The organism is Streptomyces xanthophaeus, assembly GCF_030440515.1.
In the GTDB taxonomy this organism is placed as follows: domain Bacteria; phylum Actinomycetota; class Actinomycetes; order Streptomycetales; family Streptomycetaceae; genus Streptomyces; species Streptomyces kutzneri.
Genome location: NZ_CP076543.1, coordinates 5858902 through 5871370, shown reverse-complemented (window position 1 = coordinate 5871370; position 12469 = coordinate 5858902). Strand labels below are relative to the sequence as shown.

The 12469-nt window shown below is 72.1% G+C and carries 12 protein-coding genes; 3 read left to right on the top strand and 9 right to left on the bottom strand.

Annotated features, from left to right (window positions below; all coding sequences use genetic code 11):
* Window positions 1-3 precede the first annotated feature (3 nt).
* Window positions 4-744 carry a lysophospholipid acyltransferase family protein gene (locus KO717_RS26115; protein WP_301374751.1) on the bottom strand — a complete coding sequence of 247 codons (741 nt, stop codon included), beginning with the start codon at window positions 742-744 and terminating at the stop codon, window positions 4-6.
* A gap of 170 nt (window positions 745-914) precedes the next feature.
* Here KO717_RS26115 and KO717_RS26110 point away from each other — a divergent pair, with 170 nt between their 5' ends.
* Together KO717_RS26110 and KO717_RS26105 are read left to right on the top strand one after the other, a co-directional pair.
* Entirely contained in the window at window positions 915-1694 is a 780-nt protein-coding gene (locus tag KO717_RS26110; protein ID WP_030010357.1) for an alpha/beta hydrolase, read from the top strand.
* Complete coding sequence (locus KO717_RS26105) at window positions 1687-2280, top strand: hypothetical protein (RefSeq protein ID WP_301371653.1); 594 nt, start codon at window positions 1687-1689, stop codon at window positions 2278-2280. Before KO717_RS26110 ends, KO717_RS26105 begins: the two co-directional genes overlap by 8 nt.
* A 109-nt stretch (window positions 2281-2389) precedes the next feature.
* Here KO717_RS26105 and KO717_RS26100 read toward each other — a convergent pair whose 3' ends face one another.
* The 6 genes from KO717_RS26100 to KO717_RS26075 form a co-directional block, all read right to left on the bottom strand.
* Window positions 2390-3139, bottom strand: coding sequence for an endonuclease/exonuclease/phosphatase family protein (locus KO717_RS26100; protein WP_301371652.1), 750 nt, complete (start codon window positions 3137-3139; stop codon window positions 2390-2392).
* Between the two features lie 83 nt (window positions 3140-3222).
* Window positions 3223-4164 (bottom strand): ROK family glucokinase, encoded by a 942-nt coding sequence (locus KO717_RS26095; RefSeq protein ID WP_030773585.1) that lies wholly within the window; start codon window positions 4162-4164, stop codon window positions 3223-3225.
* A gap of 61 nt (window positions 4165-4225) precedes the next feature.
* Window positions 4226-4690: a DUF5304 domain-containing protein gene (locus KO717_RS26090; protein WP_301371651.1), complete on the bottom strand. Its 465-nt coding sequence runs from the start codon at window positions 4688-4690 to the stop codon at window positions 4226-4228.
* A 78-nt stretch (window positions 4691-4768) separates the two neighbouring features.
* The gene (locus KO717_RS26085; RefSeq protein ID WP_301371650.1) at window positions 4769-5926 is read right to left on the bottom strand and encodes an ArsA family ATPase; all 1158 of its coding nucleotides are present in this window, start codon (window positions 5924-5926) and stop codon (window positions 4769-4771) included.
* A gap of 40 nt (window positions 5927-5966) precedes the next feature.
* Window positions 5967-6407 (bottom strand): SRPBCC family protein, encoded by a 441-nt coding sequence (locus KO717_RS26080; protein ID WP_301371649.1) that lies wholly within the window; start codon window positions 6405-6407, stop codon window positions 5967-5969.
* 163 nt (window positions 6408-6570) lie between these two features.
* Entirely contained in the window at window positions 6571-7386 is an 816-nt protein-coding gene (locus KO717_RS26075; RefSeq protein WP_301374749.1) for a metallophosphoesterase family protein, read from the bottom strand.
* 255 nt (window positions 7387-7641) lie between these two features.
* Between KO717_RS26075 and KO717_RS26070 the strand changes: the two genes are divergently transcribed.
* Window positions 7642-9438, top strand: coding sequence for an AMP-dependent synthetase/ligase (locus KO717_RS26070; protein WP_301371648.1), 1797 nt, complete (start codon window positions 7642-7644; stop codon window positions 9436-9438).
* A gap of 18 nt (window positions 9439-9456) precedes the next feature.
* On the opposite strand, the gene KO717_RS26065 is transcribed toward KO717_RS26070, so the two are convergent.
* Both KO717_RS26065 and KO717_RS26060 read right to left on the bottom strand, forming a co-directional pair.
* Entirely contained in the window at window positions 9457-11073 is a 1617-nt protein-coding gene (locus tag KO717_RS26065; RefSeq protein WP_301371647.1) for a GMC oxidoreductase, read from the bottom strand.
* Window positions 11074-11318: 245 nt separating this feature from the next.
* Complete coding sequence (locus KO717_RS26060) at window positions 11319-12461, bottom strand: glycosyltransferase family 4 protein (RefSeq protein ID WP_301371646.1); 1143 nt, start codon at window positions 12459-12461, stop codon at window positions 11319-11321.
* Window positions 12462-12469 lie beyond the last annotated feature (8 nt).

Here is a 12469-nt window from a genome sequence, read left to right as displayed (position 1 = left end):
CAGCTACTCCGACGCGCCGTCGGCCTTCTCGGCCTTGGCAGCCTTCTCGGCCTTCTCCGCCTTCTCTGCCTTCTCGGCATCGGCGATCTGGCGCTTGGCCGCCGTCGCGTAGATGTCGACGTACTCCTGGCCGGAGAGCTTCATGATCTCGTACATGACCTCGTCGGTCACCGAGCGGAGGATGAAGCGGTCGTTGTCCATGCCGTGGTAGCGGCTGAAGTCCAGCGGCTTGCCGATCCGGATCCCCGGGCGCATCAGCTTGGGGACCACCTTGCCGGGCGGCTGGATCTTCTCCGTGTCGATCATCGCGACGGGGATCACGGGCGCACCGGTGGCCAGGGCCACGCGGGCCAGACCGCCGGGCTTGCCGCGGTAGAGGCGTCCGTCGGGCGAGCGCGTGCCCTCGGGGTAGATACCGAACAGTTCCCCGGCCTCGATGACCTTGATGCCGCTCTGGATCGCGGCCTCGCCGGCCCCGCGGGCGCCGGAACGGTCCACCGGGAGCTGGCCGACGCCCTTGAAGAAGGCGGCCGTCAGCTTGCCCTTGACCCCTGGGGAGGTGAAGTACTCCGCCTTGGCGATGAAGGTGACCTTCCGGTCCAGCACCGCCGGCAGGAAGAAGGAGTCGGAGAAGGACAGGTGGTTGCTCGCGAGGATCGCCGGCCCCTCCGCGGGAATGTTCTCGAGGCCCTCCACCCACGGCCTGAAAGCGAGTTTCAGTGAACCGCCGATGGAGAACTTCATTGCGCCGTAGATCAACTCGAAAGCCTTCCTGTGTCTGTCGAACAGACCATATCCCGTGCCTACACCGGCAGGGGCCCGACGACCCTGGCCGGTGCCACCCCGGTCGCGTACGGTGAAGTCACACAGAGCAACGCACCCACCCGACGTACATCATGATCAAGGAGACCCTGGTGCCCGTCCTCCCTGGAGCCGAGCCGTTCCGCCACGAGGGCGGAGAGGTCGGCGTCCTCCTCTGCCACGGCTTCACCGGTTCCCCGCAGTCCCTGCGCCCCTGGGCCGAGTATCTCGCCGGGCGGGGCCTCACGGTGTCGCTCCCGCTGCTGCCCGGACACGGGACGCGCTGGCAGGACATGCAGCTCACGGGCTGGCAGGACTGGTACGCCGAGGTCGACCGCGCCCTGCGGGAACTGCTGGACCGGTGCGAGCAGGTGTTCGTCTTCGGGCTCTCGATGGGCGGGGCGCTGACCCTGCGGCTGGCCGCCAAGCACGGGGACGCCATCAGCGGCATCGTGCTCGTGAACCCGGCCAACAAGGTGCACGACCCGCTGGCCGTGACCCTGCCGGTGACCAAGCACCTCATCCGGTCGACGCCGGGCATCGCCAGCGACATCGCGAAGCCGGGGTCGGAGGAGGTCGGCTACGACCGGGTCCCGACCCGGGCCGCGCACTCGCTGAAGAAGTTCCTGCAGCTCGTGGACGCGGAGCTGCCGCAGGTGACGCAGCCGATGCTGCTGCTGCACAGCCCGCAGGACCATGTCGTACCGCCCGTCGACTCCGCGCGGGTGCTGGCCCGGGTCTCCTCGACGGACGTCACCGAGACCCTGCTGGAACAGAGCTACCACGTCGCGACGTTGGACCATGACGCGGAGCGGATCTTCGCGGACAGCTATGCGTTCATCGGCCGACTGGCGGAGAGCGTGGGCAGGGAGGGGGCGGAGGCCGGTGGCTGAGCACGAGGAGCAGTCGGGCGGGGTTCCGCCGCTGGACGAGGAAGCGGCGTGGGCGGCGATCGTCGCCGGGTACGGGCAGGAGCCGCCGGACCCGCCGGGGGCCCGGCCGTTCAGACCGATCGAGAACCTCCTCCTGCCGGAGGAGGACGTCAAGCCGCTGCCCGCGGAGTCCGGACCGGACCCGAAGGCCGATCCGAAGCCGGACCCGAAGCCGGAAGCGGAATCGAACCCTCCGGCGGCGCTGGGCAGCTCCGTGGTCTTCGCCCCGGGCGTGGGCATGGCGGGTCCCCGGGACCATTCGCCGGCGGAGCCGAAGGACGACGACCTGACTCCGGCGGACGAGGGCCATTTCGTGCCCCCGGAGCCGGAGCTCCCCCCGGCGGACACGACGTCGAAGTTCGCGTGGCTGGCGGTCGTCGGCGGCCCGGTCCTGCTGCTGCTCGCGGTGCTCCTGCAGTGGGAGATGACCTGGTGGCTGACGACGCTGGGCATCGGCGGCTTCCTGGGCGGCTTCGCCACGCTGATCGCACGCATGCAGCACGACGAGGACGACGACGACGACCCGGGCCGCGGCGCGGTCGTCTGACCGCCCGTTGCCGGGGACTCCGCCCGCTCTCTCAGCCCCGCCGGCGTCTGAGGCGCGGGGGTCCGGGGGCGGCGCCCCCGGCAACGGCGCCGCCCCCGGACCCGTCGGGCTACGGCGCAGCCGCGAGCCGCAGGGCCGCCAGCACCGGCAGGTGGTCCGTCGCCGACCGCAGGTCCGTGGTCGAGACCCCCGGCAGCCCCTCCGGGACACCGCAGGCCAGCACCTCCACCCCCTTCGTCGCGAACACGGCGTCGATCCGGCGGTCCGGCGCCGACGCCGGGAAGGTCGGTCCGCCGCCCCACGGGGCCACCGCCCGGCAGTCCTGGAGCTCGGCGGCCAGCCGCCCGTACGCCGGCCCGTCCGGGCCCTCGTTCAGGTCGCCCGCGGCGATCGCGTACGGCACGTCCATGGCGGCCAGCCGCTCCAGCAGCAGCTCCGTGTGCGCCCGGCGCTCCGCCTCCTGCAGCGAGAGGTGCAGGGAGGCCAGCCCCACCCGCACGCCCCCGACCCGGATCACCGCCGTGGCGAAACCCCTGCGGTGCAGGCCAGGGGTGCGCGGCAGCAGGACGTCCTCCGTCCGCTCCACGAAGACCCGCAGCGAGCACAGCAGCAGCGGCCCGGCCGCCGTGGCGCCCCCGCCCAGCACCACCAGGTCGCACTTGGCGGCCAGCCGCGCCGCGTGTTTGCGCCACCGGAAGAACCGGGGGGCCTCCTGCACGAGGACGAGGTCGGGCTCGCACGCCCGGATGACCCGGGCCAGCGCCTCCTCGTCGTCGCGCAGCGAGCGGATGTTGTAGCTGAGCACCCGGATCACGGCAGAACCGTCGGGCTCCGTACGGGACTTCGGCAGCTGGTCCATGCCCCGCAAGATACGCAGCCGCCCGCCGCTCCCCCAAGGGGCGCGGCGGGCGGTACGCGTGGAAATAAAGGGTGAAAGAAGGCTCAGCCCTGGCGGGCCAGGTCGGCCGCGCCGACGAGCCCGGCCTTGCCGCCGAGCTGCGCGGCGAGGACCTGCGCGTGCGGGCGCCAGGCGCCGCCGACCAGCCAGCGCTTGAAGGACTTGCGGATCGGGTCGAGGACGAGGTCGCCCTCGTCCGAGACCCCGCCGCCGACGATGAAGGCGGACGGGTCGAACAGCGAGGCCAGGTCGGCCAGTCCCGCTCCGGCCCAGCGGGCCAGTTCGCGGAAGGCGTCGATGGCCACCAGGTCGCCCTGCCGGGCGGCCTCGCTGATGTGCTTGCCCTCGATGCCCTCGGCGGTGCCGTCGCCGAGCGCGAGCAGGATGGCCGCGTTCTCGGGGGTGGCGTTGGCGCGCTGCTTCGCGTACCGGACGAGGGCGCGCCCGGAGGCGTACTGCTCCCAGCAGCCCTGGCTGCCGCAGCCGCACAGCAGGCCGTCCGGGACGACCCGGATGTGCCCGAACTCGGCGGCGACGCCGAAGCGCCCGCGCCGCAGCTTGTTGCCGATGATGATGCCGCCGCCCAGGCCGGTGCCGAGCGTGATGCAGATGACGTCGTCGTGGCCCTGGCCGGCGCCGAAGCGGTACTCGCCCCAGGCCGCGCAGTTCGCGTCGTTCTCGACGACGACGGGCAGGCCGATGCGCTGCTCGACCTTGTCCTTGAGCGGCTCGTGCCGCCAGTTGATGTTGGGCGCGAAGAGCACGGTCGCGCGCTTGTCGTCCACGTATCCGGCGGCGCCGATGCCGACGGCCTCGATGGTGTGGTTGCTGCTGACCTCGGAGACGGCGGCGCAGATGGCCTCCGTCACTCCGTCCGCGGTCGGCGGGGTGGGCACCTTGTACGTCTCAAGGATCGTGCCCTCTTCGTCGACCACGCCGGCCGCGATCTTCGTGCCGCCGATGTCGACGCCGATGGTGAGTCCCATTAGTCCCTCGGTTTCCGGTCAAACCCCGCCACGGCCAAAGGTACCCGAGGCTTCCGGGGGATCAGTCGAGATCGATCCGCTCGGAGGGGCCGTCGTCGGGGCCGTCGTCCCGGGGATCGTGGTCGTGGGACGCCTGCCGGGGGGCCGGGGGTTCTCCCCGCGTCCAGCGGCGCTCGTGGCCCTCGACGGCCGAGCGGTAGGCGGCGAGCAGTTCGGTGCCGGCGGCCGCGAGGTGGTCGAAGACCTCGGGGTTGCGCTCGATGACGGGCTTGGCGGCGGTCTTGGCCTGGTCGACGATCTGGCGCACCGCCCCCTGCGCGGCCACGCCGAACAGCGGGTTGTTCAGCCCGGAGACCTTGTCGGCGACGGCTTCGAAGAGCTTGAACAGCTCCTCGGCGGCGGTGCCGGTGCCGCCGGCCGCGGCCTGCTCCTGTCCGCGCAGGCGCTCCTTCTCGGCGGCGAGGTCCTCGGCGCAGGCCCTGGCCCAGGCGTCGTCGTCGGTGGGGCGGTCGGTGGCCTCGCTCATGGCGGACTCTCTCCTGCGGCGGCTGCTGGACGTGCGGTACGGACTACCTTCGACGGTACCCGAACGGGGGTACGCGGTTCATTGCGTGCGCGGCCACAGTCCCGGGTCGGGGGTGAAGCGGATGCGGAGCTCCCCGTCGGCGAGGGCGGCGCCGGAGACGGTGCAGCGGCGCAGCGCCGCCGGGAGCGGAACGATCCTGCGGTGGGGGCCGGCGGTGAGCAGCAGTTCGTCGCCGCGGCGGACGAGGTCGAGGTCGCGCTTGTGCGCGCCGGGCAGCGGTACCACCCAGACGAGCACCCCGTCCTCGGCGAGCCGGTCCTCGACGGCCCAGGCCCGGCGGGGTGCGGGTGCCTCGGGGACGAGCCCGTCGGTGTCGGCGAGCCGCTCCAGGTCCTGCGGGCCGCGCGGGTCTCGGCCCAGGTGGGCGACGGCGACGACAGGGAGCTCCTCGGCCCACTCCGCGGCGTACTTCTGCTGCTGGGCGGCGAGCCCGGCGAGCCAGGGGTCGGCGGATTCCGCCGGCACGGTGCGGTTGGCGACGACGGCGGAGACGGGCAGCTGCTGGAGGGCGAGTCCGAGCCGGCCGAGGCGCAGCGCGTCGGCGGCGGCCGGTCCGGGCTCGGCGACGAGCCGCAGCTCGGTGGTGCCGGCCTCGACGACGGCCTGGACGGCGGCCAGCTCCTCGTCCCAGCGGGCGGCGGTCTCGTAGAGCCACTGCGCGGGCATGGGTACGCCGGCCAGCTGGGCCAGTACGGGGCGCAGGGCGCGGGCGGCCTGCCGCTCGGCCGGCAGCAGCCGGGCGAGGTAGCGGCGCAGCTGGGCGGGGAGGGCGAGGGTGGCCACGGTCTGGTGGAGCGGTGGCATGTCGACGACGACGAGGTCGGTGCCGGGCGCGGCGGCGGCCCGCCGCAGGGCGCGGAGCAGGGCGAACTGCTCGGCGCCGGGCAGTTCGGTGATCTCCTCGGCGCCCAGGGGCCGGGCCCCGACCATGCCGAGCAGGGCGGATCCGCGCTGCTGGAGGGCGACGAGTTCTTCGCGGAACTCCTCGCCGGAGTCCACCCGGGCCACCCGCAGCCCGGGTGCGGCCGGGTCGCCGACCAGGGCGGTGAGCGGGTCGCCGATGTCTCCGGAGAGCAGCAGCACCCGCCGCCCGTGGCGGGCCGCGGCGAGGGCGGTGGCCGCCGCCACGGTGGTCCGCCCGGCCCCGCCGGGGCCGGTGATCAGCAAGGTGTGCATGGTGCGGGTGCTCCGGAGTGCGGGGAGGCGGGAAGCGGGATCAGACGGATTCGACGCGCTTCTTCAGGCCCGCGAGCGCCCGGTCGATGATGACCTTCTCGGCCTTGCGCTTGATCATGCCGAGCATGGGGATCTTGACGTCGACGGTCAGCTGGTAGGTGACCTCGGTGCGCTTGCCGCCGTCGACGGGGGTCAGCCGGTAGGAGCCGTCCAGCTGGCGCAGCATCTGGGACTTGTCCAGGGTCCAGCTGACCTCGTCGGTGCCCTTCCAGGAGTAGGCGAGGGTGTGGTCGTCCTTGATCGCGCCCGCGTCGAGCAGCAGGCGGACCTTCTCGGCGCGCCCCTGGGCGTCGGTGGCCAGTACCTCGGCCTCCTTCACCTCGCCGGTCCACTCGGGGTAACGGGCGAAGTCGGCGATCACGGCCATCACGTCGGTGGGCGCAGCCTCGATCGTGATGCTTGAGCTGGTGTGTTCCGCCATCGCGGTCGCTCCTCCGGGCTGGGGGTACCTCCCAGCGGCAGCTGGGCAAGTTCGAGGATGTGTGCGGCCTGGGGCCGCCGCGTGAAGGCTACCGCGCGTGTGGACGTCGCCACTCCAGCGCCTCCCGCACCCTGCGCGAGCCCGCCGTGAAGCGGCTCGATCTCTACCATTCGAGGACCCAGGGCCGGCCGGTGGCCGCGAAGTGGCCCACGTTCACGCACTCGGTGTTCCCGATGCGCATGCGGCGGGCGAGCGGCTGGTGGACGTGTCCGAAGAGGGCGTAGCGGGGGCGGGTGCGGCGGATCGCGGCGAGCAGGGCCTCGCTGCCGCGTTCGAAGCGGCGCGCGACGGTGTCGTAGCAGAGCTCGGGCACTTCCGGCGGGATGTGCGAGCAGAGGACGTCCACCTCGCCGAGGGCCTCGACCTTGGCGGCGTACTCCTCCGGGTCCACCTCGTAGGGGGTGCGCATCGGGGAGGGCAGTCCGCCGCCGACGAAGCCGAAGACGCGGCCGCCGATCTCCACGCGCTGGCCGTCGAGCACGGTGAGGCCGTGGCGGTCGGCGTACTCGGGCCACAGGCCCGGGACGTCGACGTTGCCGTAGGTGGCGTACGTGGGGGTGGGGAAGGCGGCGAACATCTGCGCGTACTGGCGGCGTACGGCGCCCTCGATGAGGGTGTCCCGGTCCAGGCCGGCCCAGAGCTGCCGGCCGAAGGCGTGGGCCTCCTCGAAGCGGCGCGCGGTGCGCAGCTCGACGATCCGGTCGGCGTTCTCGACGCCGAACAGGTCGGGGAAGATCCCGCGCGAGTGGTCGGCGTAGTCGAGGAAGAGCACGAGGTCGCCGAGGCAGATGAGGGCGTCGGCGCCGTCGCCCGCGCGGGCGAGGGCCTCGGTGTTGCCGTGCACGTCGCTCACGACGTGGACCCGGGTGCGGCCGGGCCCACGGCCTGATCCGCTCGTGCCGAACTGCTCTCCCCGCATGCTGCCAGCCATGCCGCCAACCCTAGAGCTGCCTGGTGGCGGCGGGTAGAGGGGGTGGGAGAGGCTGCCGGACCTGCGGTTACTTCCGAGTCTTAAGCGGCGTCGACTACTGTCGGCACGTGAGGGCTAGACAGGGTAAGTGCAGAATGTGACGCACGGAACATCTGGCCGGTTCCCCCTATCGGGAACCCACTACCGGTGGGTAACGTCCGGTCGGTCCACATGGTGGCGATGGCGCCCAGAGGAGCAGCAGTCTTGCGCGAGTTCAGCCTTCCGGCCCTGTACGAGGTCCCGTCGGACGGGAACCTGACGGATCTCATCCGCCGCAACGCCGCTCAGCATCCAGACACCGCCGTCATGAGCCGCAAGGTCGACGGCCGGTGGCAGGACGTGACCGCGACCGAGTTCCTCGCCGAGGTCCGGGCCACGGCCAAGGGCCTCATCGCGGCCGGCATCCGGCCCGGCGACCGGGTCGCCCTCATCTCCCGCACCCGCTACGAGTGGGTGCTGTTCGACTTCGCGATCTGGAGCGCGGGCGGCGTCACCGTCCCCGTGTACGAGACCAGCTCCCCCGAGCAGGTCCAGTGGATCCTCGGTGACTCCGGAGCCGTCGCCGTCGTCGCGGAGAGCCCGGCGCACAGCGCGGCCGTGGCCTCGCTGCGCGACCGGCTGCCGGAACTGCGCGAGGTCTGGGAGATCGAGCAGGGCGCGCTGGAGACGCTGAAGGCCGCCGGCGCGGAGATCTCCGACGCCGAGGTCGAGGAGCGCAGCAGCCTCGCCAACGCCGACGACCCGGCGACCATCGTGTACACCTCGGGCACCACCGGCCGCCCCAAGGGCTGTGTGCTGACCCACCGCAACTTCTTCGCCGAGTGCGGCAACGTGGTGGAGCGCCTCAGCCCGCTCTTCCGCACCGGCGACTGCTCGGTCCTGCTCTTCCTGCCGGCCGCGCACGTCTTCGGGCGTCTGGTGGAGGTGGCGGCCGTGCTGGCGCCGATCCGCCTGGGCTGCGTACCGGACATCAAGAACCTGACGGACGAGCTCCAGTCCTTCCGGCCCACGCTGATCCTCGGCGTCCCGCGCGTCTTCGAGAAGGTCTACAACTCGGCCCGCGCCAAGGCCCAGGCCGACGGCAAGGGCAAGATCTTCGACGCCGCGGCGGACACGGCGATCGCCTACAGCCGCGCGCTGGACCTTCCGGGCGGCCCCTCCTTCGGGCTGCGCCTGAAGCACAAGCTGTTCTCCAAGCTGGTCTACAGCAAGCTGCACACGGTCCTCGGCGGGCGCGGCGAGTACGCGATCTCCGGCGGCGCCCCGCTGGGCGAGCGGCTCGGCCACTTCTTCCGCGGCATCGGCTTCACGGTGCTGGAGGGCTACGGCCTCACCGAGTCCTGTGCGGCCACGGCCTTCAACCCGTGGGACAAGACGAAGATCGGTACGGTCGGCCAGCCGCTGCCCGGCTCCGTGGTGCGCATCGCGGACGACGGCGAGGTGCTGCTGCACGGCGAGCACATCTTCAAGGAGTACTGGAAGAACGAGACGGCGACCGCCGAGGCGCTGACCGACGGCTGGTTCCACACCGGCGACGTCGGCACCCTCGACGAGGACGGCTACCTCGCGATCACCGGCCGCAAGAAGGAACTCATCGTCACGGCGGGCGGCAAGAACGTCGCCCCGGCCGTCATCGAGGACCGGATCCGTGCGCACGCGCTGGTCGCGGAGTGCATGGTGGTGGGCGACGCGCGGCCCTTCGTGGCGGCACTGGTCACCATCGACGAGGAGTTCCTCGGCCGGTGGGCCGCCGAGAACGGCAAGCCGGCCGGTGTGACGGCGGCGGAGCTGCGCGAGGACGCGGAGCTGATCGCCGCCGTCCAGAAGGCCGTGGATGACGGCAACGCGGCGGTTTCCAAGGCGGAATCGGTGCGGAAATTCCGCATTCTTCCCTCCCAGTTCACGGAGGAGTCGGGGCACATCACGCCGTCGCTGAAGCTGAAGCGCAACGTGGTGGCCAAGGACTTCGCGGACGAGATCGAGGCGCTGTACCGCAGCTAGTCCGGGGCCGGTCCGCGGCTAGCGGGGGTCCTCGGCGAGGATCCGGGCCATGTTCCGTTCCGCGAGGGCGGTGATGGTCACGAACGGGTTCACGCCGAGCGATCCGGGGATCAGGGAGCTGTCGACCACGTACAGCCCCTGGTAGCCCTTGGCCCGCCCGTACAGGTCGGTGGCGTCCCCGAGGACGCAGCCGCCGAGCGGGTGGTAGGTGAAGTTGTCGGCGAAGGCCTTGTTGTCGCCGAAGAGGTCGTACCGGTACATCGTGAAGTTCCGCCGGTTGATGCGGTCGAAGAGGTTCTTCGCCGCGTCGACCGAGGGCGTGTTCTGGTCCCGCCGCCAGTTGAGCCGGGCCGAGTCGGTGGCGGCGTCGTAGGTGAAGTGCCCGCGCTCCCGGTTCTTGGTGATGGCCAGGTACATCGAGATCCAGTGCTCGATGCCCATGGGGAGCGGGGCGATCTCGGCGAAGACCGGGTTCGAGGCGTTGTCCCAGTCGTCGATTCCCATCGCGGGCATGGTGGCCTGGTTGCAGCCGACCGTGTCCCACAGGTGGTTGGCGCGGGCGGTCATGACGTTGCCGTTGTGCCCCCAGCCGAGTCCGACCTTGTCGCTGAGCGCGGGCAGCGTCCCCCTCTCGCGGGCCCGCAGGAGGATCTCGGTGGTCCCCAGGCTCCCGGCGCCGAGGAAGAGCTGTCTGCAGCCGAGTTCGCGGACCTGGGTGACCCGTCCGGTGACATCGCTGGTCCGTACGGTCAGGACGTATCCCCCGGCCGGGTCGGGCCGTACGCCGACCACGCGCTGCATGGTCTCGATGGTGACGTTGCCGGTGCCGATGGCGGCGGCGAGGTAGGTCTTGTCGACGCTCTTCTTGCCGTGGTTGTTGCCGTAGATGACCTCGCCGGCCAGGGCCGAGCGGGTGGCGGTGCCGGCGGCCTCGCGCTTCATGTACTCGAAGTCGTAGACGTTGGGGACGAAGACGGTCTTCAGGCCGGTGTTCTGGGCGTGCTTGCGGGAGATCCGGGCGAAGCGGTACCACTCGGTGGATTCGAACCAGGCCGGGTCGATGTCGTTCACCCCGAGCATGGCGCGGGCGCGGGGGTAGTAGGTGCCGTACATCTCGTCGGCGTCGACCTGCGGCAGCACTTCGGTGAAGTAGGAGCGCCGGGGCGTCGGGGCCATGCCGCCGTTGACGAGCGATCCGCCGCCGACCCCCCGGCCGACGTACACGGACATGTCGCCGTAGTTCACGCGGTCGAGGACGCCGGGGTAGGGGCTGATGTCGCGGTTGACCACGTCGAGCCAGAGGAACTGGGCGAGCGGGGCCTCGGTGCGGTTGCGGAACCACATGGAGCGCTGGTCGGGCGCGGAGGTGGAGGGGAAGACCTTGCCGTCGGCGCCGGGGGTGTCCCAGAGCCGGCCCATCTCCAGCACGACGGTACGCACGCCCGCCAGGCCGAGCCGCAGGGCGGCGACGGCGGATCCGTAGCCGGAGCCGACGACGATGGCGGGGGCGTACGGGGCGGCGGCGGGCTCCACGGCCGCGGCGGAGGCCGCCCCGATCCGGGTGAAGCCGAGCGCGGCGGCGGTCGAGAGGGCGCCGAGTCCCAGTAGTTGACGGCGCGTCAGATTGGATGTCATGGCCGCATCATGGGCGGAATCCAGCCGTCCGCCCAGACGCGGTATTGACAGACATCTGAGGAACAGTCAGGCATGGCTGCGCAGCGGGTTGCCGGCAGCTCCGCTGTCGGGGCTCCACCCCGAACCCCGCGCCTCAAACGCCGGAGGGGCTGGAGCGAACGGCAGCAGCCGAATTCAGCCCCGCCGGCGTTTGAGGCGCGGGGGTCCGGGGCCGGCCCCCGGCAGCGGCGCCGCGCGGGCACCGGCTAGAGCAGCTCGCGCAGGCGTTCCGCCAGGAGGTCCCAGCGCCACTTCTCCTCGACCCATTCGCGGCCCCGCTCGCCCATCCGCCGACGCAGCTCCGGATCCTTCAGCAGGGTGACGATCCGGTCCGCCGCCTCCTCCGGGGATCCGCCCCGCACGACCCAGCCCGTCTCACCGTCCAGCACCGCGTCCGGCGCGCCGCCCGAGTCGCCCGCGATCACCGGCAGGCCCGTGGCCGAGGCCTCCAGGTAGACGATGCCGAGCCCCTCCACGTCCAGCCCGCCCCGGCGGGTCCGGCACGGCATCGCGAAGACGTCACCGGCGCCGTAGTGGGCCGCGAGTTCCGACCACGGGACGGCTCCGGTGAAGACGACGGAGTCCGAGACCCCGGTGGAGACGGCCAGCTCCCGCAGGTCCGCCTCGTAGGGCCCGCCGCCCACGATCAGCAGTACCGCGTCCGGCACCGCCGCCAGGATCCGCGGCATCGCCTCGATCAGCGTGTCCTGGCCCTTGCGCGGCACCAGCCGGGAGACGCAGACGACCACCGGCCGGTCCGTCAGCCCGAGCCGGGCCCGGACCTCCGGCCCGCCCGATCCGGGGTGGAAGGTCTTCTCGTCCACCCCCGGCGGGAGTTGCACCATCCGCGCAGCCGCCCGGTCCGTCACCGCCGAGGCGATCCGCGAGCGCGTGTACTCCCCCAGGTAGGTCAGCGTGTCGGTGCCCTCGCCGATCCGGCGCAGCAGCTGCCGCGCGGCCGGCAGCTGGGCCCAGCCCGCCTCGTGCCCGTGGGTGGTCGCCACGATCCGCCGCGCACCCGCCCGCCGCAGCGCGGGGCCCATCAGCCCGAGCGGGGCCGCCGCCCCGAACCACACCGACTCGCAGCCGTGTTCGCGCAGCAGGCCCACCGCCCGCCGCGTCACGCGCGGGGTCGGCAGCAGCATCGTCGTACGGTCGCGGATCACCTGGAACGGCTGCTCCGCGTCGAAGGCCGCGGTGGCCTCGCGGCCCTCCGCGCTGTGCTTCCAGGTGGAGGCGTAGACGACGATCCGGTCGGGATCCAGCCGTAGTGCCATATTGTGCAGGAAGGCCTGGATGCCGCCCGGGCGCGGCGGGAAGTCGTTGGTCACGATCAGCGTCTTGTGCATCGCTGCCA

Excerpts from the sequence above, each read along its gene's own strand:
- KO717_RS26085 (WP_301371650.1), bottom strand. The coding sequence starts at position 5,926 with ATGCACACCTTGCTGATCACCGGCCCCGGCGGGGCCGGGCGGACCACC.
- KO717_RS26080 (WP_301371649.1), bottom strand. The coding sequence starts at position 6,407 with ATGGCGGAACACACCAGCTCAAGCATCACGATCGAGGCTGCGCCCACC.
- KO717_RS26095 (WP_030773585.1), bottom strand. The coding sequence starts at position 4,164 with ATGGGACTCACCATCGGCGTCGACATCGGCGGCACGAAGATCGCGGCC.
- KO717_RS26075 (WP_301374749.1), bottom strand. The coding sequence starts at position 7,386 with ATGCGGGGAGAGCAGTTCGGCACGAGCGGATCAGGCCGTGGGCCCGGC.
- KO717_RS26060 (WP_301371646.1), bottom strand. The coding sequence starts at position 12,461 with ATGCACAAGACGCTGATCGTGACCAACGACTTCCCGCCGCGCCCGGGC.
- KO717_RS26115 (WP_301374751.1), bottom strand. The coding sequence starts at position 744 with ATGAAGTTCTCCATCGGCGGTTCACTGAAACTCGCTTTCAGGCCGTGG.
- KO717_RS26065 (WP_301371647.1), bottom strand. The coding sequence starts at position 11,073 with ATGACATCCAATCTGACGCGCCGTCAACTACTGGGACTCGGCGCCCTC.
- KO717_RS26090 (WP_301371651.1), bottom strand. The coding sequence starts at position 4,690 with ATGAGCGAGGCCACCGACCGCCCCACCGACGACGACGCCTGGGCCAGG.
- KO717_RS26100 (WP_301371652.1), bottom strand. The coding sequence starts at position 3,139 with ATGGACCAGCTGCCGAAGTCCCGTACGGAGCCCGACGGTTCTGCCGTG.